23 protein-coding genes are annotated in these 21,411 nt (G+C 74.5%); 12 read left to right on the top strand and 11 right to left on the bottom strand.

What is annotated here, in order from left to right; all coding sequences use genetic code 11:
* Position 1: 1 nt before the first annotated feature.
* Complete coding sequence (locus RDI86_RS05605) at positions 2-775, bottom strand: HAD-IIA family hydrolase (RefSeq protein WP_021482670.1); 774 nt, start codon at positions 773-775, stop codon at positions 2-4.
* Between the two features lies 1 nt (position 776).
* Entirely contained in the window at positions 777-1,484 is a 708-nt protein-coding gene (locus RDI86_RS05600; protein WP_082774328.1) for a VTT domain-containing protein, read from the bottom strand.
* Positions 1,485-1,689: 205 nt separating this feature from the next.
* On the opposite strand from RDI86_RS05600, the gene RDI86_RS05595 reads away from it, so the two are divergent.
* Positions 1,690-2,397 carry an RNA methyltransferase gene (locus RDI86_RS05595; RefSeq protein WP_308820905.1) on the top strand — a complete coding sequence of 236 codons (708 nt, stop codon included), beginning with the start codon at positions 1,690-1,692 and terminating at the stop codon, positions 2,395-2,397.
* A 109-nt stretch (positions 2,398-2,506) separates the two neighbouring features.
* Complete coding sequence (gene fbaA / locus RDI86_RS05590; protein WP_021482032.1) at positions 2,507-3,529, top strand: class II fructose-bisphosphate aldolase; 1,023 nt, start codon at positions 2,507-2,509, stop codon at positions 3,527-3,529.
* A 128-nt stretch (positions 3,530-3,657) separates the two neighbouring features.
* Here the strand turns inward: fbaA and RDI86_RS05585 are convergent, their stop codons facing one another.
* The gene (locus RDI86_RS05585) at positions 3,658-4,083 is read right to left on the bottom strand and encodes an STAS domain-containing protein (protein ID WP_021482033.1); all 426 of its coding nucleotides are present in this window, start codon (positions 4,081-4,083) and stop codon (positions 3,658-3,660) included.
* Between the two features lie 139 nt (positions 4,084-4,222).
* Between RDI86_RS05585 and RDI86_RS05580 the strand changes: the two genes are divergently transcribed.
* Positions 4,223-6,442, top strand: a complete 2,220-nt coding sequence (locus RDI86_RS05580) for a SpoIIE family protein phosphatase (protein WP_061267141.1) — start codon at positions 4,223-4,225, stop codon at positions 6,440-6,442.
* A gap of 15 nt (positions 6,443-6,457) precedes the next feature.
* Here the strand turns inward: RDI86_RS05580 and RDI86_RS05575 are convergent, their stop codons facing one another.
* Together RDI86_RS05575 and RDI86_RS05570 are read right to left on the bottom strand one after the other, a co-directional pair.
* Positions 6,458-6,820, bottom strand: coding sequence for an STAS domain-containing protein (locus RDI86_RS05575; protein ID WP_043653881.1), 363 nt, complete (start codon positions 6,818-6,820; stop codon positions 6,458-6,460).
* A gap of 72 nt (positions 6,821-6,892) precedes the next feature.
* Positions 6,893-7,327, bottom strand: coding sequence for a DUF3151 domain-containing protein (locus RDI86_RS05570; protein ID WP_043653884.1), 435 nt, complete (start codon positions 7,325-7,327; stop codon positions 6,893-6,895).
* Between the two features lie 235 nt (positions 7,328-7,562).
* Here RDI86_RS05570 and RDI86_RS05565 point away from each other — a divergent pair, with 235 nt between their 5' ends.
* Complete coding sequence (locus RDI86_RS05565; protein WP_021482868.1) at positions 7,563-8,849, top strand: adenylosuccinate synthase; 1,287 nt, start codon at positions 7,563-7,565, stop codon at positions 8,847-8,849.
* Between the two features lie 73 nt (positions 8,850-8,922).
* The gene (purD, locus tag RDI86_RS05560) at positions 8,923-10,245 is read left to right on the top strand and encodes a phosphoribosylamine--glycine ligase (RefSeq protein ID WP_308820904.1); all 1,323 of its coding nucleotides are present in this window, start codon (positions 8,923-8,925) and stop codon (positions 10,243-10,245) included.
* A gap of 85 nt (positions 10,246-10,330) precedes the next feature.
* Here purD and RDI86_RS05555 read toward each other — a convergent pair whose 3' ends face one another.
* Together RDI86_RS05555 and RDI86_RS05550 are read right to left on the bottom strand one after the other, a co-directional pair.
* Positions 10,331-11,938 carry a ricin-type beta-trefoil lectin domain protein gene (locus RDI86_RS05555; protein ID WP_308820903.1) on the bottom strand — a complete coding sequence of 536 codons (1,608 nt, stop codon included), beginning with the start codon at positions 11,936-11,938 and terminating at the stop codon, positions 10,331-10,333.
* A gap of 221 nt (positions 11,939-12,159) precedes the next feature.
* Complete coding sequence (locus RDI86_RS05550) at positions 12,160-13,668, bottom strand: ATP-binding protein (protein WP_308820902.1); 1,509 nt, start codon at positions 13,666-13,668, stop codon at positions 12,160-12,162.
* Positions 13,669-13,764: 96 nt separating this feature from the next.
* On the opposite strand from RDI86_RS05550, the gene RDI86_RS05545 reads away from it, so the two are divergent.
* Positions 13,765-14,679 carry a phosphoribosylaminoimidazolesuccinocarboxamide synthase gene (locus tag RDI86_RS05545; protein WP_308820956.1) on the top strand — a complete coding sequence of 305 codons (915 nt, stop codon included), beginning with the start codon at positions 13,765-13,767 and terminating at the stop codon, positions 14,677-14,679.
* A 60-nt stretch (positions 14,680-14,739) separates the two neighbouring features.
* Here RDI86_RS05545 and RDI86_RS05540 read toward each other — a convergent pair whose 3' ends face one another.
* Positions 14,740-15,105: an HNH endonuclease signature motif containing protein gene (locus tag RDI86_RS05540; RefSeq protein ID WP_308820901.1), complete on the bottom strand. Its 366-nt coding sequence runs from the start codon at positions 15,103-15,105 to the stop codon at positions 14,740-14,742.
* A 174-nt stretch (positions 15,106-15,279) separates the two neighbouring features.
* On the opposite strand from RDI86_RS05540, the gene RDI86_RS05535 reads away from it, so the two are divergent.
* The 6 genes from RDI86_RS05535 (at position 15,280) to RDI86_RS05510 (ending at position 18,999) form a co-directional block, all read left to right on the top strand.
* The gene (locus tag RDI86_RS05535) at positions 15,280-15,651 is read left to right on the top strand and encodes a PadR family transcriptional regulator (RefSeq protein WP_308820900.1); all 372 of its coding nucleotides are present in this window, start codon (positions 15,280-15,282) and stop codon (positions 15,649-15,651) included.
* On the top strand, positions 15,648-16,289 hold the full coding sequence (locus RDI86_RS05530) for a hypothetical protein (protein WP_308820899.1): 642 nt from the start codon (positions 15,648-15,650) through the stop codon (positions 16,287-16,289). The genes RDI86_RS05535 and RDI86_RS05530 overlap by 4 nt, the downstream gene beginning before the upstream one ends.
* 177 nt (positions 16,290-16,466) lie before the next feature.
* On the top strand, positions 16,467-16,754 hold the full coding sequence (purS, locus tag RDI86_RS05525) for a phosphoribosylformylglycinamidine synthase subunit PurS (RefSeq protein ID WP_021483374.1): 288 nt from the start codon (positions 16,467-16,469) through the stop codon (positions 16,752-16,754).
* On the top strand, positions 16,754-17,473 hold the full coding sequence (purQ, locus tag RDI86_RS05520) for a phosphoribosylformylglycinamidine synthase subunit PurQ (RefSeq protein ID WP_034654359.1): 720 nt from the start codon (positions 16,754-16,756) through the stop codon (positions 17,471-17,473). The genes purS and purQ overlap by 1 nt, the downstream gene beginning before the upstream one ends.
* Entirely contained in the window at positions 17,470-18,627 is a 1,158-nt protein-coding gene (locus tag RDI86_RS05515; protein ID WP_308820898.1) for a GNAT family N-acetyltransferase, read from the top strand. Before purQ ends, RDI86_RS05515 begins: the two co-directional genes overlap by 4 nt.
* 57 nt (positions 18,628-18,684) lie before the next feature.
* Positions 18,685-18,999: a hypothetical protein gene (locus RDI86_RS05510; protein WP_076403636.1), complete on the top strand. Its 315-nt coding sequence runs from the start codon at positions 18,685-18,687 to the stop codon at positions 18,997-18,999.
* Here the strand turns inward: RDI86_RS05510 and RDI86_RS05505 are convergent.
* Genes RDI86_RS05505 through RDI86_RS05495 form a run of 3 tightly spaced genes read right to left on the bottom strand, consistent with a single transcriptional unit; the run spans position 18,986 to position 21,403 of the window.
* A complete protein-coding gene (locus RDI86_RS05505; protein WP_308820897.1) occupies positions 18,986-19,858 on the bottom strand; it encodes an LLM class flavin-dependent oxidoreductase in 873 nt (290 codons plus the stop codon). The genes RDI86_RS05510 and RDI86_RS05505 overlap by 14 nt on opposite strands.
* A 29-nt stretch (positions 19,859-19,887) precedes the next feature.
* On the bottom strand, positions 19,888-20,913 hold the full coding sequence (locus tag RDI86_RS05500) for an MBL fold metallo-hydrolase (protein WP_308820896.1): 1,026 nt from the start codon (positions 20,911-20,913) through the stop codon (positions 19,888-19,890).
* Position 20,914: 1 nt separating this feature from the next.
* On the bottom strand, positions 20,915-21,403 hold the full coding sequence (locus RDI86_RS05495; protein WP_308820895.1) for a hypothetical protein: 489 nt from the start codon (positions 21,401-21,403) through the stop codon (positions 20,915-20,917).
* Positions 21,404-21,411 lie beyond the last annotated feature (8 nt).

The following is a 21,411-nucleotide window of genomic DNA, read 5'->3' as shown; positions in this document are numbered from 1 at the left end:
CTCAGACGAGGTCGACGAGGTCCGCGACGGAGTCGACGACCTTGCTCGGCCGGAACGGGTAGCGGTCGACGTCGGACATCGTCGTGGAGCCCGTCATGACGAGGTAGGTGTACAGGCCCGCCTCGATGCCCGCGACGACGTCGGTGTCCATCCGGTCGCCGATCATCGCGGTCGTCTCGGAGTGGGCGTCGATGCGGTTGAGCGCGGAGCGGAACATCATCGGGTTGGGCTTGCCGACGAAGTACGGCTTGCGGCCCGTCGCCGAGGTGATCATCGCCGCGACGGCGCCCGTGGCGGGCAGCGGGCCCTCCTGCGACGGCCCGGTCGTGTCGGGGTTGGTGCAGATGAACCGCGACCCGCCCAGCACGAGGCGGATCGCCTTGGTGATCGCCTCGAACGAGTACGTGCGCGTCTCGCCGAGCACCACGTAGTCCGGGTCGGACTCGGTGAGCGTGTAGCCGGCCTCGTAGAGCGCCGTCGTCAGCCCGGCCTCGCCCACGGCGTACGCGCTGCCCTGGGGGATCTGGTCGGTGAGGAACTGCGCCGTCGCGAGCGCCGACGTCCAGATCGACTCCTCCGGCACGTCGATGCCCGACGTCGCGAGCCGCGCCCGCAGGTCGCGTGCCGTGAAGATCGAGTTGTTCGTGAGGATGAGGAACGGCCGGCCCTTGTCGCGCAGCGCGCGCACGAACTCCGGTGCGCCGGGGATCGCGTGGCCCTCGTGGACGAGCACGCCGTCCATGTCGGTGAGCCAGCTCGTGATCTCTCGGGTCATGTCAGGCGTCCTTCCCGTCCGTGTCGGCCTGGCCGACGGCGGTCGCGTCCTCCGCGACCCCGGTCCTCTGCTGGGCGTCGGCCGCGATCTGCGCCTCGAGCGCCGCCGCCCGCTTCTCCGCCCGCCGCCCGCGCCAGACCTCGACGACCATGGGCAGCACGGACAGGAAGACGATGAGGAGGACGAGCGCCTCGATGTTCTCCTTGACGAACGTGATGTTCCCCAGGAGGTAGCCGAGCCACGTGAGGCCGACGGCCCAGAGCAGCGCGCCGAGCGCGTTGAACCCGACGAAGTGCCGGTAGTGCATCTTGCCGACACCCGCGGCGACGGGGGCGTACGTGCGCACGATGGGCACGAACCGCGCGATGACGATCGTCCGGCCGCCGTACTTCTCGAAGTAGGCGTTCGTCTGGTCGATGTACTTGCGCTTGAAGAACCGGGAGTCGGGCCGGTCGAACACCTTGGGCCCGACGGTGCGTCCGATGAGGTACGCCGTCTGGTCGCCGAGGAACGCTGCGGCGAACAGCAGGACGAGCAGCACGGGCAGGCTGATCTGCAGCGACTCCTGCGCGACGAGCGCACCCGCGGTGAACAGCAGCGAGTCGCCCGGCAGGATCGGGAAGAGCAGGCCCGTCTCGATGAAGATGACGACGACGATCCCGACGAGCGCGGCGTCGCCGAAGCGCTCGATGAGCGTCATCGGGTCCATCCAGTCGGGGCCCAGGGCGGCGACCGGTCCGGCGGCGCCGAGGCTCGCGGCGTGCGCGGCTCCCGGGAGGGCGGAGGCGAGCTCGGCGAGGGTGGTCACGGGTCACCAGCGTAGCCGGGCGCGGCCGCGTGGCCCGGCGGTCGGTGTGGACCCGCCGTGGAGGTCCGGCGACGACGGACCTGCGGGTCCCGGCAGAATGTGCGCCATGGCGAGCAGCGCGGGCGAGCGGGAGGCGGACGAGCGCGAGGTCGGCGTCGGCCCGTGGCCCGGCGGCCCGGAGGCGTGGCCCCGCGTCCCGGACCCCGCCGGACCGCCCGGGGCGACGCGGCTCGACCCCCGGTACGACCCCGAGCTGCTCGCGCACGGCGACCGCCGCAACGTCGTCGACGCCTACCGGTACTGGACGGTCGAGGCCGTCGTCGCCGACCTCGACGCGCGCCGCGACCCGGCCCGCCGGCTCCACGTCGCGATCGAGAACTGGGCGCACGACCTGAACATCGGCTCCGTCGTCCGCACCGCCAACGCGTTCAACGCGGCCGGGGTGCACGTCGTGGGGCGACGGCGGTGGAACCGCCGCGGCGCCATGGTCACCGACCGCTACCTGCACGTCCACCACCATGAGTCGGTGGCGGACCTCGCGGTCTGGGCGGCGGGGGAGGGGCTGCCGCTCCTCGGGGTCGACAACGTCCCGGGGTCGGTGCCGATCGAGGGCTACGCGCTGCCCGCGTCGTGCGTGCTGCTCCTCGGCCAGGAGTCGGCCGGGCTGACGCCCGAGGCGGTCGAGGCGTGCCGCGCGGTGCTCCACATCACGCAGCACGGGTCGACCCGGTCGATCAACGCGGGCGCCGCCGGCGCGATCGCCCTGCACGCGTGGGCGGCGCAGCACCTGGGGCCGACGGGGTCGCCGAGGTAGAGGCGTGGTCATCCGGGGACCACAGGTCGAACGGCCCTGACCTCGCGCTGTCATCCATGCCAGACTTTGACCTGACAGTCCACCCCGCACGACTCCACAGGAGCTCCGCATGCCCATCGCAACCCCCGAGGTCTACGCCGAGATGATCGACCGGGCGAAGGCAGGCTCGTTCGCCTACCCGGCCGTCAACATCACCTCGTCGCAGACCATCACCGCCGCGCTCCAGGGCTTTGCCGAGGCCGAGTCCGACGGCATCATCCAGGTCTCCGTGGGCGGCGCCGAGTACGGCTCGGGTTCGACGGTCAAGGACCGCATCGCCGGTTCGCTCGCGCTCGCGGCGTACGCGCGCGAGGTCGCGAAGAACTACCCGGTGCAGATCGCGATCCACACCGACCACTGCGTCAAGAAGAACCTCGACTCCTGGGTCCGCCCGCTCCTGGCCATCGAGGCCGAGCAGGTGAAGAACGGCGGCCTGCCGACGTTCCAGTCGCACATGTACGACGGCTCGGACGTCCCCCTGGACGAGAACCTCACCATCGCGGCCGAGCTGCTCGAGCTCTCGCAGGCGGCGCGCACGATCCTCGAGATCGAGGTCGGCGTCGTCGGCGGCGAGGAGGACGGCCACGAGGCCGAGATCAACGAGAAGCTCTACACGACGGTCGAGGACGGCCTCGCGACGATCGAGGCGCTCGGCACGGGCGAGAAGGGCCGCTACCTGACGGCCCTCACGTTCGGCAACGTGCACGGCGTGTACAAGCCGGGTGCGGTCAAGCTCCGCCCGGAGATCCTCAAGGAGATCCAGGAGGCCGTCGGCGCGAAGGTCGGCAAGGAGAACCCGTTCGACCTGGTCTTCCACGGCGGCTCCGGCTCCACGGCCGAGGAGATCTCGGCGGCGGTGGACTTCGGCGTCATCAAGATGAACATCGACACCGACACGCAGTACGCGTTCACGCGCCCCGTCGTCGGGCACATGTTCTCGAACTACGACGGCGTCCTGAAGATCGACGGCGAGGTCGGCAACAAGAAGGCCTACGACCCGCGCGCCTGGGGCAAGCTGGCCGAGGCCGGCATGGCCGCGCGCATCATCGAGGCGTCGCAGCAGCTGCGCTCCGCGGGCAACAAGATCCGCTGACGCCGCACGGCCCGGCGTCCGCTCCGGGCCCGCGTCGCACGAAGGCCCCCGGTCCGTGAGGACCGGGGGCCTTCGTCGTGCTGCGGCCGCGGGCGCGCCCGACGACGGGCGTCCGGCGGCCACGGGGATCAGTCGGTGGTGCCCGCGCCGTTGCCGGGAGGCTCGTCGAGGTCGAAGCCGGGGTCCACGTCGACGATGTCGAGCAGCTCGCCGATGCGGGTCACCTCGAGCAGGAACCGGACCGTGGGCGGGGCGCGGAGGACGCGCACGCGGTGCGGGCCGCGCGACGCGAGACGTGCGAGGAACGCCACACCGGACGAGTCCATGAAGGTCACGTGGTGGGCGTCGATCTCGACGGGCAGGCCGGAGTCCTCCGCCGCGGCGGTCGCCTCCTGGAGGTCGGCGCCGAGGTCGGCGTCGATCTCGCCCGAGAGCACGATGCGGGCTCGCGTCGTACCCACGATGACGTGCACGCTCGCGGGGTCGCCCGCTCCTGCGGGGTCGCCGGCGACGCCGACCGGGCGGTCTGCGGCCGGGGGTGTACCTTCGCGCACCGGCGCTCCTCTCTGGCGTGGTCCGGACCGGTTCCGGTCTCGGGAAGCACCAATCTACGGTTGAATGTCCAGTCGGGACAGTAACGCGACCGTGGCGTCCGTTTCCAGACGATCGACGCTCGGACCGTCGGAGGTGACGATGGGCAGCTCGCCGGGGCTCGGCACCGACCTGCCCGCGCACGTCCAGGAACTGTGCACACGCGCGATGGACGCCACCGGGGTCGCGATGTTCGTCACGGGCCCGCGGTCGGCGGAGATGCCGATCGTCTGGGTCAACCGCGCGTTCGAGCGCCAGACCGGGTTCACCGCCGCCGAGGTGCTCGGCCGCAGCCCCCAGGTCCTCGAGTCGCTCCTCGCGAACCCCGTCGACGCCCAGCAGCTCCGCGCCGCCGTGGCCGACGAGCGCGAGCTCACCTACACCGTGCGCACCTTCCGGCGCGACGGGGTCGCGGTGTGGACGCAGCTCTCGCTCGCGCCCCTCACCGGCCCGGACGGCACGGTGACCCACTGGGTCGGTGCGCAGGTCGACGTCTCCGAGCACCTCGACCGGTACGCGGCCCAGGTCGCGTCGCTCGCGCTCGAGCGGCGCGAGCGCGCGGTGCTCGACGTCGTCTCCCGAAGCTCCGACCTCCTCGCCGACCTCGACCAGCCGTACGCGTTGCGCGACATCACGGCGCTGCTCGCGGGGTACGTCGTCGACTGGGCGGGCTTCTACCTCAACGACGACGGGCTGCGGTACGCGGAGGGCGTCGACACGGCGGCGCCCCCGAGCGGGCGCGGCCAGCGGCACGGCCGCTACACGCCCGGCGTCCTGCCCCTGGCCCCGGGCGTGCACGCGACCGACGCGCTCGGCGACTCGGCCTCCGTCACCGGCTCGGTGCCGCGCGTCCGCGTGGACGTGCCCGACCGCGTCCAGGACGTGCTCGACGGGCGCATCGAGGGGCCGGTGACGCTCGACCTCTCCGCCACGTACCCGCAGTGGTCCGCCTCGGGCTGGCTCCAGCGCGACCTCCACCACCGGCTCTCCGGGCTGCCCCGGCGGCCGGGGTCCGTGACGGTGTCCGCCGTCCCGGGGCGCCGGCGCATCCTCGGCCTGCTCGTCACGGGAGACCTGCCCGACACGCCGCCGCAGGGGTTCGGCACCGACGCGGAGGCCCGCGAGGGCGTGCGCACGCTGCTGCAGGTCATCGCCCGCCGCGCCGGCACCGCGATCGACAACGTGCGCCTGTACGCGCGCGAGCACCGCCTCGCCGAGACGCTCCAGCGCGCGATGCTCCCCGAGCAGGCCGACGTCACGGGCCTCGACGTGTGGACGTACTACGCGCCGAACTCCGAGCACGCCCAGGTGGGCGGCGACTGGTACGACGTCCTGCAGATCGCGCCGGACGTCGTCGGCCTCGTCATCGGCGACGTCGTGGGGCACGACGTCGAGGCCGCGGCCGCGATGGGCCAGCTGCGCTCGGTGGTGCGCTCGTACGCGTACGAGCTCACGACGCCCGGCCCCGTGCTCGAGCGCGTCGACCAGCTCGTCCAGGGCATGCGCATCCCGCGCTCCGCGAGCCTCGTGTACGCGGCGCTCACGCAGCCGGACGCCGCGCAGCCTGAGGACACGTGGCGGATCGAGTACTCGCGCGCCGGCCACCTGCCGCCGCTCCTGCTGCGCGACGGCACCGTGACGCAGCTCGACGACGCCGGGGGAGCGCTCGTCGGCTTCGGCGGCCGCAGCCGCTCGACGGGCGTCGCGACGCTCCTGCCGGGCGACACGCTCGTCTTCTACACCGACGGCCTCATCGAGCGCCGCGACCGCGCCCTGCGGGTCGGGCTCGAGGCGCTCGTCGCGGCGTCCGAGGCGGTCACGGCCGTCGACGCCGCGGGCGTGGGCGAGGAGCTGCTGTCGCGCCTGGCCGACGCCCCCGAGGACGACGTCGCGCTCGTCGTCGTGCGCATCCCCGACCCGCAGCGGGACGCGTCCGCCGTCGTGCTCAGCCCGCGCAGCCGCCGCTGGCTCCTGCCGAGCGAGCCGGCGTCGATCGGGCGTGCGCGGCACGCCGTCGTGCGCACGTGCCAGGCGTGGGGCGTGCGGGAGAGCGCCAACGCGGAGCTCGTCGTCTCGGAGCTCGTCGCGAACGGCGTGCTGCACGGCTGGGGCCACCTCGCGCTGCGCCTGTTCGACACGGGCGACGGCATCCGCGTCGAGGTCGAGGACTCCAACCCGGCGCCCCCCGTCCCCACGGACGGGCACCCGAACCGCATGGGCGGCTTCGGCATGCAGATCGTCGAGCGGCTCGCCGACTGGGGGTGGCGCCCGACGGCGTCGGGCAAGCTCGTGTGGGCAACCCTGCGACCCTCGGGGCGCTAGGACGCCCCGCGGGCGTCAGGCCGGGGGCTCGACCTTGGCGAAGCCGGACGGGGGTGTCGCGGGCTCGCAGCGGTGGTCGTTGTCGATGCGGAACAGCTCGAGCGCGCCGCACACCTCGAGAACGAACAGGTCCCGGTCGTCGCAGCCGCGCAGCACCGTCGCACCGCCGCGCTTGCGACCGGCGTCGGCGAGCGAGATGAGGAACGCCGCGCCGGTGGAGTCCATGAACGTCACGCGGCACATGTCGATGACGAGGAGCTGACGGCGCAGCCCGACGACGCGTGCAGCGATCTCCGGGAACTGGTCGCGCTCGGCGAGATCGAGGTCTCCGGCGATGACGAGGGTCGTCGTCGCGGGGGACGTGGCGATCTCGATCATGCCCACGACTCTAGACGCCGCCCGGGTGCGTCGCGCGCCCACCCGGTGGTCGCCGGGCGGACGCGCGGCCGGTCAGCGCAGCGCGCGCACCTCGTCGGCCGAGGTCCCGGAGTCGCGCAGGAACTGCTCGCAGCGCTCCGCCTCCTCGACCTCGCCGAGGTACGCGGCGCACTCGGCGAGGGCCAGGAGCGCGCGCAGGAAGCCCTGGTTCGGCACGTGGTCGGCCGGGATCGGTCCCTGGCCGCGCCAGCCGGCGCGCCGCAGGGAGTCCAGCCCGCGGTGGTAGCCGGTGCGCGCGAACGCGTAGGCCGTCACCGCGCCGCGCGAGCCGTTCTCGTGGAGGAAGTCCTCGGCGAGGTAGGCCCACGCGAGCGAGCTCGCGGGCGAGCGGCCCGCGATCTCGTACGGGTCGCCGTCGGCCGCGATGGCGTCGCGGACGTGCGCGTAGTCGTCGGGGAGGCGGACGGGTGCGGGGCCGTCGAGGAGGTTCGGGTGGGTGTCGCTCATGAGGCCATTCTGCCCATCCCGGGCGTGACGCGGTCGATAGACGCCTCGAAGGTCAATTTCCGTCATCCGACCGGTAAACTCGGCGCCGGTCCCCGGGTCTCTGCCGCCCGGGTGACGCCTCGGGCCCGCGGGCCCGGCGCCGTCGGGCACGCCGTGCCCGCTCCGCTCCGGACGCCGGTGCGCGCCCACGACCATGACCGGCCCGAGGAACAGGCAGCGCGAAAGTGGGGATTCCATGCCAGGCGTGGTGCTCGTCGGTGCCCAGTGGGGCGATGAGGGCAAGGGCAAGGCGACCGACCTCCTCGGGTCCCGGGTCGACTACGTGGTCAAGTTCAACGGCGGCAACAACGCCGGCCACACGGTCGTCATCGGGGACGAGAAGTACGCGCTCCACCTGCTGCCGTCGGGCATCCTGTCCCCGGGGGTCACGCCGGTCATCGCGAACGGTGTCGTCGTCGACATCGAGGTGCTGTTCCAGGAGCTCGACGACCTGATCTCGCGCGGCGTCGACGTCTCGCGCCTGCTCGTCTCGGGCTCCGCGCACGTCATCGCCGGCTACCACCGCACGATCGACAAGGTGAGCGAGCGGTTCCTCGGCAAGCGTCGCATCGGCACGACGGGCCGCGGCATCGGGCCGGCGTACGCGGACAAGATCAACCGCGTCGGCATCCGCATCTGGGACCTCTTCGACGAGAAGATCCTCGCGGAGAAGATCGAGGGCTCGCTCGACCAGAAGAACCACCTGCTGGTGAAGGTCTACAACCGCCGCGCCATCACGGTGGACGAGACCGTGGCCGAGCTGCTGCAGTACGCCGACCGGCTCAAGCCGATGGTCGCGGACACGGCGCTCGAGCTGAACAAGGCGCTCGACGCGGGCAAGAACGTCCTCTTCGAGGGCGGGCAGGCCACCATGCTCGACGTCGACCACGGGACGTACCCGTTCGTCACGTCGTCCAACGCGACCGCGGGCGGCGCGCTCACGGGCTCGGGCGTCGGGCCGACGCGCATCAGCTCCGTGATCGGCGTCATCAAGGCGTACACGACGCGCGTGGGCGAGGGCCCGTTCCCGACCGAGCTGTTCGACGCGAACGGCGAGTACCTGCTCAAGCAGGGCGGCGAGTACGGCGTCACGACGGGTCGCGCGCGCCGCTGCGGCTGGTACGACTCGGTCATCGCTCGCTACGCGACCCGCGTCAACGGCATCACCGACATGGTGCTCACCAAGCTCGACATCCTCACCGGCTTCGAGAAGGTGCCGGTCTGCGTCGCGTACGACGTCGACGGCGTCCGGTACGACGAGATGCCGCTCGACCAGACGGCGTTCCACCACGCGAAGCCGATCTACGAGGAGCTCGACGGCTGGTGGGAGGACATCTCCGGCGCCCGCACGTTCGACGACCTGCCGGTCAACGCGCAGCGCTACGTGCACGCGCTGGAGGAGATGTCGGGCACGCGGATCTCCGCGATCGGCGTCGGCCCGAGCCGCGACGCGATCATCCCGCGCCACGACCTCATCCACTGAGCCGACGACGCCCGCCGACCACGGCCCGGACGCCCCGCGGGGCGTCCGGGCCGTCTCGGTAGACTCGGCGCCCGTGAAGATCCTCGTCGTCGGGACCGGTGCCCGCGAGCACGCCATCGTCCACGCCCTCGCGCACGAGGCCGACCGCCCGGGCGCGGAGCGCCACGAGCTGCACGCCGCCCCGGGGAACCCGGGCATCGGGGACCTCGCGACGCTGCACGCGGTGGACCAGAACGACGGCGCCGCGGTGGCCGCGCTCGCGACGGACCTGGGCGTCGAACTCGTCGTCGTCGGCCCGGAGGCGCCGCTCGTCGCCGGCGTCGGGGACGCGGTGCGCGAGGCCGGCGTCCCCGTGTTCGGGCCGAGCGCCGAGGCCGCGCGGCTCGAGGGGTCCAAGGCGTTCGCGAAGGACGTCATGGCCGCCGCGTCGGTCCCCACGGCGCTCGCGCACGTGTGCACCGACGTCGACGAGGTCGCGGCCGCCGTCGACGCGTTCGGCGCGCCCTACGTCATCAAGGACGACGGCCTGGCCGCGGGCAAGGGCGTCGTCGTCACGGAGGACCGCCAGGCCGCGCTCGAGCACGCCGCCGCGTGCTTCGCGACGCCCCGCCGCGCGGCGGACGGCACGCCCGAGGACCCGTGCGTCGTCGTCGAGGAGTACCTCGACGGTCCCGAGGTCTCCCTCTTCTGCGTGAGCGACGGCGCGACGGTGGTGCCGCTCGCGCCCGCCCAGGACTTCAAGCGCGCGTTCGACGCCGACGCGGGCCCGAACACGGGCGGCATGGGCGCCTACAGCCCGCTGCCGTGGGCGCCCGAGGGCCTGGTGGAGGAGGTCGTCACGCGCGTCGCGCAGCCGACGATCGACGAGATGGCGCGCCGCGGCACCCCGTTCGTCGGCGTGCTCTACGTGGGCCTCGCGCTGACGAGCCGCGGCACGCGCGTCGTCGAGTTCAACGCGCGCTTCGGCGACCCCGAGACGCAGTCCGTGCTCACGCGCCTCGCGACGCCGCTGTCCGCGGTCATGCTCGCGGCGGCCCAGGGGCGGCTCGCCGAGGTCGGCCCGCTGCGCTGGCACGACGACGCGTCCGTCACCGTCGTCGTCGCGGCGCACGGCTACCCGGGCGCCGTCCGTGGCGGCGACCCGATCACGGGGATCGACGCGGCAGAGGGCGTCGAGGGCGTGCACGTGCTGCACGCGGGCACGTCGCGCGCGGACGACGGCGGCCTGGTCGCCTCGGGCGGCCGCGTGCTGTCGGTCGTGGCGCGCGGCGCGGACCTGGCCGAGGCGCGCCGCCGGGCGTACGCCGCGGTCGACCGCATCGTGCTCCCGGGCTCGCACCACCGCACCGACATCGCGGCGAGGGCCGCAGCGGGCGAGGTCACGCTCGCGGGCTGACACCCCGCCGTCGAGCACGGCACGGCGGTCGGTCTCCGCGGGGGAGCGACCACCGTGCCGTGCTCAGCACCTCAGGGGTGAGGCCTCAGGCGCGGCGCCACTTCTGGGCCGCGGTGCCGTTGCACGTCCAGATCTGGAGCTTGGTGCCGTCGGCGCTGTTGCTGCTCGGCACGTCGACGCACTTGTTCGCCAGCACCGACACGAGGTCGCCCGCGCCGCTGAGCGCGAACTTCTGGGCCGCGTTGCCGCTGCAGTTCGCGAGCTGGAGCGCCGTGCCGTCGGCCGTGGCCGCCCACGCGACGTCCATGCACCTGCCGCCCGCGCGGACGGTGCCGTCGGCCTCGAACGTCCAGCGCTGCGCGCTCGACCCGTTGCACGTCCACAGCTGGAGGCGCTTGCCGTCGCTGAAGTCGGACCCGGGGACGTCGATGCACTTGCCCGCGAGCCCGACGAGCGCGCTGCCCGACCCGCCGCCCGTGGTCACGAGCGACAGCCCGTAGGCCGACAGGATCGGGTTGACGGGCTGGTAGATGAACTTGCCGCCGTTCGAGCAGTCGTTGATGCGGCCCGACGTGACGCCCTGCGCCTGGTTGCCGGAGATCACCGAGCCGCCCGAGTCGCCGCCCTCCGCGCACGCGCTGCCGCGCACGAGGCCGGGAACGTCGCCGTTGCCGTAGTTGACGGTGATGTTCTTCTGCTCGATGACGCCGCAGCGCCAGCCGGTCGTGGCGCCCGAGCGGCACACCGACGCACCCACGGGCGCCTCGGCCGAGCCGGCGACGTCGACGGTGCCGCCCGCGTAGTTGTTCACCCGGGGGACGGGGGAGAACCCGGCGTCGACGCGCACCCACGCGTAGTCGTGGCCGGGGAACGACGCCGCCTGGACCGTCCCCATGCGCGCCCAGCTCGCGGTGAGCACCTCCTTGCCCGCCGCGCCGCAGTGCCCCGCCGTGACGAAGCCGCCCTGGACGGCGAAGCCGATCGAGCAGGCCGAGCCCGACGACGCGCCCGGGTCCCGGGTGATGTAGCGGTCGCCGCCGCGCACGTCGGCCGTGAGCTCGTACGGCGCCGCGAGGACCTCGGTGCGCACCGCGGCTGCGTCGACCCCGGACGCGGCGACGAACGCCTGCGCTGCCGCGTGGTCGAGCGACTCGACGACCACCTCGTTCGTGGTGACGTCGACGTACCAGGCCTGGACGGCGTCGGGAGTGGTGGTCGCGTCGAGCCGGGCCGCGACGTCGTCGAGCTCGGCCAGGCCGTGCTCCACGACGACGGCCGTAGCACCGGCCGCCTCGACGTCGGCGACGGCCGCCGGGTCGGTCACGGCGACGACGGGGGCGCCCGCCGCGGCGTCGACCCACGTGCCGGCGTACGCCGTCCCGAGGCCGTCGCTCAGTGCGCGCTCGACGGTGGCCGTCGCTGCGTCGAGCGCGAGCCGGTCGGCGACGCCCGCGGCATCGAGCCCCAGGTCGCGCTCGAGAGCGCGGAGCTGCCCGTCAGACAGGTCGTCGGGGGCGGGGGCGGCGGGGCTCGCGGTCGTCGGTGACGGGCTCGGGCTCGGTGCGGACAGGGGCGCGCCCGCGGGACCGAGAGCGCCCGCGTGCGCGGTCGTCGCGAGGCCCACGCTCGCGACGACCACCCCCACCCCGGCCGCTAGCGCTGTCAGGCGATGGTGCATCGTGCGGTGGTGCATCGGTGCCTCCTCCGTGCGGATGGGGCCCGCCGCCGTCGGCAGGCCCGGACAGCAGCGCACGCGCCCCCGCAGGAGTCGCTCCGGTGCGGCCCCCTGACGGCGGGAGAGCGCTCCCACGGCCGTCCTGACGAGCAGGCTAGCGGCACGCCGGTCGATCGGCACGCGCGACGGGTGTGGTGCGGACGGACGTCCGACGCGGGGAGCGCCGGGTTGGTGCACGATCAGGGCTCGAACGTCTCTTCGGCGAGGAGGTCCGGCGACGAGCCGAGCAGCGAGCGCGTGATGCGCTCGGCGTCCGCGGTCATCTCGTGCACGGCGGACCCGAGGTCCTCGTCTCCCACGTCGTGGCTCGCCTCGACCGCGCGCAGGACGGCGCGCCGGACCACCTCCTTGACGAACGAGGCGGTCACGCCGTCCGTGCGGTCGGCGGCGTCGGCGAGCGCACCGGAGGTGAACGGCAGCTCGCCGCGGTAGAGCTCGAACAGCCGGAGCCGCGCCGAGGCGTCGGGCAGGGGGATCTCGACCGCGAGGTCGACCCGGCCGGGGCGCTGCGCGAGCGCGCGCTCCAGGAGGTCGGCGCGGTTCGTCGTCAGGACGAACGCGACGTCGGAGTCGCTGGCGAGGCCGTCCATGGCGTCCAGCACCTCGAACAGCAGGGGCTGCGGGCCGTCGTGGAACGAGCGGTCCTCGGCGATGAGGTCGCAGTCCTCGAGCACGATGATCGCGGGCTGGAGCGCACGGGCCGTCTCCGCGGCGAGCCGGACGAGCCGGAGCGCACCCCCTGCGAGGACGATCACCGTCGTGCCCGGGCTCTCGCCGACGAGGTGGCGGACGGTGTGGGTCTTGCCCGTCCCCGGCGGACCGTAGAGCAGGACGCCGCGCTTGAGGTGCTGACCAGCCGCGAGGAGCTCCGTGCGGTGCCGCGCGACGCCGAGCACCTGACGCTCGATCCTGCTCAGCGTGCCGTCCGGGAGCACCACGTCGGTCGCCGGGACCCGGTCTCGCCGCAGGAACGTCATGCCGCCGGCCTGCGCGCCGTAGTCCGACGCCGTGAACGTCACGACCTGGCCGCGCAGCACGCTGTGCTCGACCATGGCCGCCCGGAGCTCGGCGAGGAGCGACAGGGCGGCGTCCTCCTGGGGGCACATGACCTCGACGCTGCCCTCGTCGCCGTGCCGCGGGTTCGCCGCGCGCTGCAGGAGCGCGACGGGCGTGCCCGCGTACGCGAAGAGGTGCAGACCGAAGGAGACGGTGCGGCGCTCGCTCTCGGGGCCCGTCGCCGCGCGCGCGTAGTCCACCGCGCCGACGGGAAACTGGCGCCACAGGGCGGAGTGCTCGACGATCTCGGAGAGGGACGTGTGCATCCGCTGCTCGCCGCCACCGACGCCGACGACGCGGCCACCGCCGTGACGGGCGACGACGGCCTCGATCGCGACGTCCGCGTCGACGCTGCGCAGAGCGGACACCGTCTCGGTGACGACCGCGATCGAGCGCGGGTCGGTGCCGAGGTGCTCGCGCAGCACGTCCGCGACGGACGGCCCGGCGTCGGTCCGCTGCCGCTGGGCCTGCTCGTTGGCGGTCTCCATGAAGGCCGAGAAGGTGGCGAGGAAGTCGCGCACCCCCGGGTCGTGCGTCGCGCGCCCGGCGTCCTCGCCCTGGTCGGGCGTGCCGTCGAGCGCGCCGCCGGGGGCGGCTCCCGAGGTGGACGAGGGGCCGGGTTCGAGTCGCATGGTGCGACACTAGGGGCCGTGACCCACACCCCGCAGGACCCCGGCTCGGCCCTCTCGCTCGGCGAGGCCGACGCCCTCGACACGGTCGCGCTCGACCTGCCCGGCTGGACGCACGCGTACTCCGGCAAGGTGCGCGACCTGTACACGCCGGACCTGCCGGCCGTCGGGGGCGTGCACCCCCTGGGCGACGTCGTCCTCGTCGTCGCGAGCGACCGGGTGAGCGCCTACGACCACGTGCTGTCGCCCGGTATCCCGGACAAGGGCGTCGTGCTCACGCAGCTCAGCCTGTGGTGGTTCGAGCAGCTCGCCGACCTCGTGCCGAACCACGTCGTCTCGACCGCCGTCTCGGCGGTGCCGGGTGACGGCCTCGTGCCGGACGTCGTTGCCGGCCGCGCGATGATCTGCCGCCGCCTCGACATGTTCCCGGTCGAGTGCGTGGCCCGCGGGTACCTGACGGGCTCCGGCCTCGTGGAGTACCGTGCGGGCGGCGAGGTGTGCGGCGTGCCGCTGCCCGACGGCCTCGTCGACGGGTCGCGCCTGCCCGAGCCGATCTTCACGCCGGCGACGAAGGCTGCCGTGGGCGAGCACGACGAGAACGTCTCGTTCAACGTCGTGGCCGAGCAGATCGGCCTCGACGACGCCACGCGCCTGCGCGACCTCACGCTCGCCGTGTACGCGCGCGCCGAGGAGATCGCGCGCGATCGCGGCGTGATCCTCGCGGACACCAAGCTCGAGTTCGGCGTGGATCCGGCGACGGGGGAGACGGTGCTCGGCGACGAGGTGCTCACGCCCGACTCGTCGCGCTTCTGGCCCGCGGACCAGTGGGAGCCGGGCCGCGCGCAGCCGAGCTTCGACAAGCAGTTCGTGCGCGACTGGCTCACGTCGCCCGCGTCGGGCTGGGACCGCGCCGCGGACACCCCGCCGCCGTCGATCCCGGCCGACGTCGTCGCGCGCACCCGCGCGCGGTACCTCGAGGCGTACGAGCGGCTCACCGGGTCGACGCTCGCCTGACGCCTGACGCCTGACGCCTGACGCCTGACGCCTGACGCCTGACGCCTCACGCCTGACGCCTCACGCCGTCCGGAGGGTGCCGGGCCGGAGGTAGGTGTGCCCGCTCGGCCCGGTCCACCGGACCGACCCGTCGGCGAGCAGCGCCGGGCGCCAGCCGTCGCGTGCGCGGACGACCCGGTGGTGGCGGCACAGGGCGACGAGGTTGTCGGCCCCGTGCGCGGGCTCCGCGTCCTCGTCCGTGCCCGTGCCCGTGCCTGTGCCCGGCCGCGGGGCGACGACGTGGTCGAGGTCGCAGCGGAACGCGGGTACGCGGCAGCCCGGGAAGACGCACGTCCCGTCGCGCGCGAGGACGCGGGCCACGGTGGCCGGCGCGGGTCGTGAACGGCCGCGGTCGATCGTCGGGACGGGTGCTGCTGGTGCGTCCATGGTGAGCCTCCGTGCGTCGTCGGCGAGGTGTCGTGCGAGGGCGGGGAAGGGGCAGGACCCCGCCCTCGCACCGTGCTCGAGCGTGCGTCTCGAACACGTGTTCGAGCCTAGCCGCACCCTCCGACATGCGCCGAGCGCTTGCGCACATAGGTCGCCGGGCGATATATATCGACCATGGTCACCTCGGCCCCGTTCCGCATGACGGAGCAGGCGTACCTCGTGCTCCTCGCGCTCAGCGGGGAGCCGCTCCACGGCTACGCCGTCATCCGGTCGGTGCGCGACCTCTCCGACGGCCGCACCCGCCTCGGCGCGGGCACCCTCTACGGGAACCTCGACCGCCTCGTCGCGGCCGGTCTCGTCGAGCCGACGGGCGAGGAGGTCGTCGACGGCCGGCTGCGTCGCTACTACCGCGCGACCGACGACGGGCGCCGCGCCGCCCGCGCCGAGACCCTGCGCCTCGCCGAGCTCGCGGAGCGCGCGCGTCGGTCGCTCTCCCGCGGTGCCGGTCGGGGTGCCGCCGACGGTCTCGCCGGGAGCGGCGCGTGACCGGGCGGCGGGCCGCCGCCGACGGCGCGCAGCCCGGTCGCCCTGCCCGCGGGGCGCGCGGCGTCGACCGGTACGAGCGGTCCGCACGGTTCTGGCTGCGTGCCTACCCCCGGCGCTGGCGCGACCTGCACGGGGACGAGGCGCTCGCCGTCCTGCTCGACCTGGCGCCCGAGCCGGACGACGGCGCCGCTCCCCGCAGCATCGGCGCCCGCGAGGCGTGGGGCCTCGTGCGCGCGGGGTGGGCGCTGCGGTGGCGCGAGCACCCGCCGCTCGGGCGCTGGCTGCTCTACCGGTCGCTCGACCTGCGGCTCCCCGCGCGGTACTGGTGGTGGGTCGCCGACGACATCCACGGGGCGCTCTACCCCTGGCGCAGGGCTGTCGCGGCCGCGTCGCTCGTCACGGGGATCCAGCTGGTCGTCTCGGCCATGATGGTGTTCCTCGGGGTGGTCTCGGCAGGGGCTGAGTACGTGTGGCGGCTCCCCTTCACCTGGTGGTACTGGCCGCTGGTCCTGGTGTGCGCAATCGGGTCCGCCATGCTCTTCGCGCGGTCGAACGTCGACCGGGCCTGGCGCAAGCACGTGCTCGACGGCAACATCCCGGTCGACACCCCGGACCGGCGCCGCACCGCGGGCGGCTGAGCCCGCCCGCTCACCGTGCGGACGCCCGGCCGGACGGGTGCGCGCGCCCGCTAGACTGGGCGCGGAATCCCGCCGTCGGCTCCCGCTCGTCCCGTCCTCCCGGGCGTCCTCGACGCCCGTGACGTGGCCGGGATCCCGGAGCCCCGGCCCTCCCAACACTCTCGCCAAGGAGCCCCCGTGGGACGCGTCGTCGTCGAGGTCATGCCCAAGCCCGAGATCCTGGACCCGCAGGGCAAGGCCGTCGTCGGGGCGCTGCCGCGCCTCGGCTTCACCCAGTTCACCTCCGTCCGCCAGGGCAAGCGGTTCGAGCTCGAGGTCGAGGGCCCGGTGACGCCGGAGGTCCTCGCCGCCGCCGAGGAGGCCGCGGTGAAGCTCCTGTCGAACCCCGTCATCGAGGACGTCGTGCGCGTCGCCGACATCGAGACGGACGCCGCCGCGACGATCACGTCGCAGGGTCTCGCCTGATGACCGCCTCGGCTCTCGCGACGGCCACGGTCGGCGTCGTCACCTTCCCCGGCACGCTCGACGACCGCGACGCCGCGCGCGCGGTGCGTCTCGCGGGCGGCGAGGCAGTGTCGCTCTGGCACGCCGACGCCGACCTCCACGGCGTGGACGCGGTCGTCCTGCCCGGCGGCTTCTCCTACGGCGACTACCTGCGCGCGGGCGCGATCAGCCGCTTCGCGCCGGTCATGGAGTCGATCGTGGACGCCGCGAAGGGCGGCATGCCCGTGCTCGGCATCTGCAACGGCTTCCAGATCCTCACCGAGGCCCACCTGCTCCCGGGGTCGATGGTCAAGAACGACCACCTGCACTTCGTGTGCCGCGAGCAGGTCCTCGTGGTCGAGAACGCCGACACCGCCTGGACGCGCGACTACACGGCCGGCCAGCGCATCACGATCCCGCTGAAGAACCAGGACGGGCAGTTCGTCGCCGACGAGCGGACGCTCGACGAGCTCGAGGCCGAGGGGCGCGTCGTCTTCCGCTACGACGGGTGGAACCCGAACGGGTCGCGCCGCGGCATCGCGGGCATCTCGAACGCGGCCGGCAACGTCGTCGGCCTCATGCCCCACCCGGAGCACGCCGTCGAGCCCGGCTTCGGCCCGGCGGCCGAGGCCGGCCCGCGCGCCGGCACCGACGGTCTCGGGTTCTTCACGTCCGTCCTGGGCGCGCTCGTCCGCGCGTGACGCTCCCGCGCGTCCTGCCCGACGCCGTCGGGCGCCCCCGGGCCGGGGTCGTCACCGTGGTGACGGTCCCGGCGGACGACGCCGCGGCCGAGCGGCTGCGGTCGCGGCAGCAGGCGGAGCTCGCGGTGCGCTACGGCGAGCCCGACGCCGGCACGTTCGCCCCCGAGGCGGCGCTCGCGAACGTCGTGGTCCGGGAGGACGGCGAGCCGGTCGCGTTCGTCGCGCTGCGCGACGTCTCCGGCACGCCGGACGGACGCGGCGGCACGCACCCCGCGCGGACCGGCGAGGTGAAGCGCCTGTACGTCGAGCCCGCCCACCGGGGCCGCGGGCACGCCCGCACCGCGATGCGCGCGCTGCACGAGCGCGCGGTCGCCGCGGGCCTCGACCGGCTCGTGCTCGAGACGGGCACGCTCCAGCCGGAGTCCATCGACCTCTACCTCGCGCTCGGGTACGTGCCGATCGAGTCGTACGGCCACTACGCCGGGCAGCCGCTCTCGCGCTGCTTCGCGCTCGACCTGCGCGTGTCGCCCGCCGCTGCGTCGGATGCCGCCGGAGCGCGGACCGCCGCGCCGGATGCCACCGGACCACGGGGCGCTGCGCTGGACGGCACGAGGTCGGGGCCCGGCGCCGCGGCGGGCGGCCTGGTCGTCGGGGGTGCGGCGGTCGAGCTCCGAGCCGTCCCGTGGGACGACCCCGACGCGGCAGCGCTGCGCCGCGAGATGCACGAGACGTCGTCGGCCGTCCTGTACCCCGAGCTCTTCAGCGGCCTCGACTCCGCCGGAGGCTTCGAGGCCGTGGACGCGCGCCTGGGAGTCGACGTCGTGGTCACCCTCGTGGCGTACCGGGACGGCGAGGCGCTCGGGTGCGCTTCGCTGCGACGGCCCGAGCCCGGCGCGCCGCAGGACGCGCTCGAGGTGAAGAAGGTGTTCGTGCGGGAGAGCGCGCGCCGCACGGGGACCGCGCGTCGGCTCCTCGACGGGCTGGAGACGGCGGCGCGTGAGCGCGGGGCCTCCACGCTCCTGCTCGAGACGGGCATCCGCCAGCCCGGCGCCATCGCGCTCTACCGCTCGCTCGGCTTCCGTGCCGTCGCGCACTTCCCGCCCTACGACGGCGACAACCACGTCGCGCTGTGCTTCGCCAAGCCGCTGACCTGAGGCGATACCCGCCGTGCCGCATATGACCGCGCTGTCCGGTTCCGCTAGGGTGGACCGGTGATCCCCCTCGCGTCCGGCGCCCACTCCGTGGCCTCCGTCGTCCTCGAGCTGCTCGGGTGGGTCTCCGCAGCCGTGACGCGGGTGCCCGGAAGGATCGGTGCGCTCGCGGCGGAAGTGCGGGAGACCGCGGCGGGTTGGGGCCTCCCGGTCGGCGAGGTCACCGACCTCTACGCCGACTTCCCCGTCCGCCTCGCGCTCGCCGTCGGCGCCGTCGCTCTGGTGTGCGCGGTGGTCGCCCTCGTCCACGGCCTGCGGCAGCGGCCCGGCGCCGCGGGCACCGAGGGCGACACCGGGCGCGTCACCGGGAGCTGAGCAGCGGCGCGACCTCGTGGCCGAGGAAGCGCACGAACGCCTCGACGTCGGGCTCGTCCGCGGTCGGCTGGACCGCCACGACCGTCGCGCCCGCCTCCGCGAGAGCCAGGACGCCCGCCGCGACCGCGTGGGCGTCACCTGCGGCGCCGATGCCCCGACCGGGCTCCGCGCCCCACACCGGCAGCTCGCGGTCGACCCGTGCCTGCGCATCCGGCCCCGTCGCGGCGATGAGCGTCGCGTGGACGTCGAACCCCGGGCCCGCGCCGCCCTCGCGCGCGACGGCCGCCGCGCCCCGCACGTCCTCGGGGGTCAGCGCGTTCGTGAGGATGAGACCGTCGCCGAGCTCGCCGGCCAGCGCGAGCGTCCGCGGCCCGGACCCGCCCAGCCACAGCGGGACCGGCTCCGTGGGCGGCCAGTCGAGCCGGACGGCGTCGAGCGTGACGTACCGGCCGTCCGTCGTGAGCTCCTCGCCCGCGAGCAGGCTCCGCAGCGCCGTCGCGTGCTCGCGCAGGAGCGTCAGCGGCGACGCGACGCGCACCCCCGCCTGCCCCATCCACTCCTGGACGCCGTGCCCGACCCCCGCGACGAGGCGACCGGGGAACATCCGCGCGAGCGTCGCCACCTCCATCGCCGTGATCGCCGTGCTGCGCAGCGGGGCGGGCATGAGCCCGATGCCGACGCGCACGCGCTCGGTCCACGCGAGGGCAGCGGCCGCCGAGGCGAGGCCGGACTGCTTGAAGCAGTCCTCCCACACCCAGAGGTCGTCGAGGCCGGCGTCCTCCGCCGTCGTCGCGAGCCGCCGCAGGCTCTCGGGTGCGTGGGTGGGCACGAACGCGATACCGAGCCGTGGTGTCGTCATCCCGTCATCGTGCACCGTGGCACCGACAGTCAGCCGTCGCGGCTCGGGGTGCCGGGGGTGTCGTCGGCCGCGTCCGCTCCGATGTCGGCGATCGTGCCGGTGCCGGTGCCGGTGCCGGTGCCGGTGCCCGCGTCGGTGTCTGGGCCGGCGAGGAACGCGAGCTGCGCGGCGACGGACTGCCGGGCGGCTCCTCGCACCGCGGGGTCGACGTCGGCGTAGACCCGCGCGACCACCTCGTCGACCGCGCCCGGCGCGTCCGGGGCCAGGCCGAGCGTGGTCAGCGCGGCCCGCACCTGGGCGAGGCGCTCGTGACGGTGCTCGCGGTACGCGCGCACGCGCGCCGCGAGGTCGTCGACGACGGGTCCGTGGCCGGGGAGGCCGGTCACCAGGCCTGGACCGCCCGCCACGGCCTCGATCGCGTCGAGGCTCGCGAGGTAGGCGCCGAGCGACCCGTCGGGCGCCGCGATCACCGTCGTCCCCGCCCCGAGCACCGTGTCGCCCGTGAGGACGGTCGTGCCCGACAGCGTCCGCGCGCCCTCGTCCGCCGCGGTCCCGGAGCCTGCGGCGACGGGGCCCGCGGTGCCGGAGCCCGCCGAGCCCGGGTCCGGCGTGCGGCGGGCCCGGTCGTCGGTCGAGGCGACCGGGCCGTCGTCGGGCAGGACGAGGCAGACCGAGTCGGCCGTATGGCCGGGCGTGGCGAGGACCGCGACCCGCAGGCCAGCGGCCTCGATCACCTCGCCGTCGCGCAGCGGCGCGCCGCCGTGGCAGTGGTCCGGGTCGGCGGCCCGCACCGGGGCGCCGGTGCGCGCGCGCAGCCCGGGGGACCCGGCCGTGTGGTCGGCGTGCCGGTGGGTCACGAGCACGAGCTCGACCGGCCCGGCGGCGGCGAGCGCGTCGAGGTGGGCCGCGTCGTCGGGCCCCGGGTCCACGACGACGCACGACGCCGAGCCCGGCGCGCGCAGCACGTACGAGCGCGTGCCGTCGAGCGTCATGGGGCCGGGGTTGTCGGCGCGCAGGACGGCGGCGAGGCGCGTGACGGGTGTCGGGGCGCTCATGTCACGCGCGGTGACGCAGGACCGCCGGGCGGCCCTCGTCGTCCCACTGGGCGAACCGCGCGTCGATCAGCGGCGCGACGAGCTCGTACGTCTCCCACGTGTCCGGGACGCGGTACACGTCCTCGGGCTCCCCGTCGCCGGGGCTCACCGCGTCCACGTAGTCCTCGAGGTAGAGGCCGCCGTCGCCCTCGTCCTCGTCGTCGCCCGCGTAGTAGGCGCTCGCGAACGCAATGCCGACGTCGTCGAGGTCGTGGTCGACGAGCTTGCCGTCGCACGACTCGTGCACGAATGCGCCCGGCGTGACGGTGCGCTCGCGCAGCGCCGCGAGCTCGTCCTCGGAGTCCTCCTCGAGCTCCGGGGACGCGTGCCCCGCGAGCACCGCCCACGCGAGGAACATGCCGATGTGCGTCGCCCCCGCCTCGGGACCGGCCTCGGGCGGGTAGCCCTCGCCGCCCGAGTGCCAGGACGCGTCGTCGTACTTCGTGGTCATGCGCGCGA

This window comes from Cellulosimicrobium sp. XJ-DQ-B-000, from assembly GCF_031119065.1.
Classification (GTDB): Bacteria; Actinomycetota; Actinomycetes; order Actinomycetales; family Cellulomonadaceae; genus Cellulosimicrobium; species Cellulosimicrobium funkei.
The sequence above is the reverse complement of the archived record's forward strand: the minus strand, read 5'-3'. Positions and strand labels throughout refer to the sequence as shown.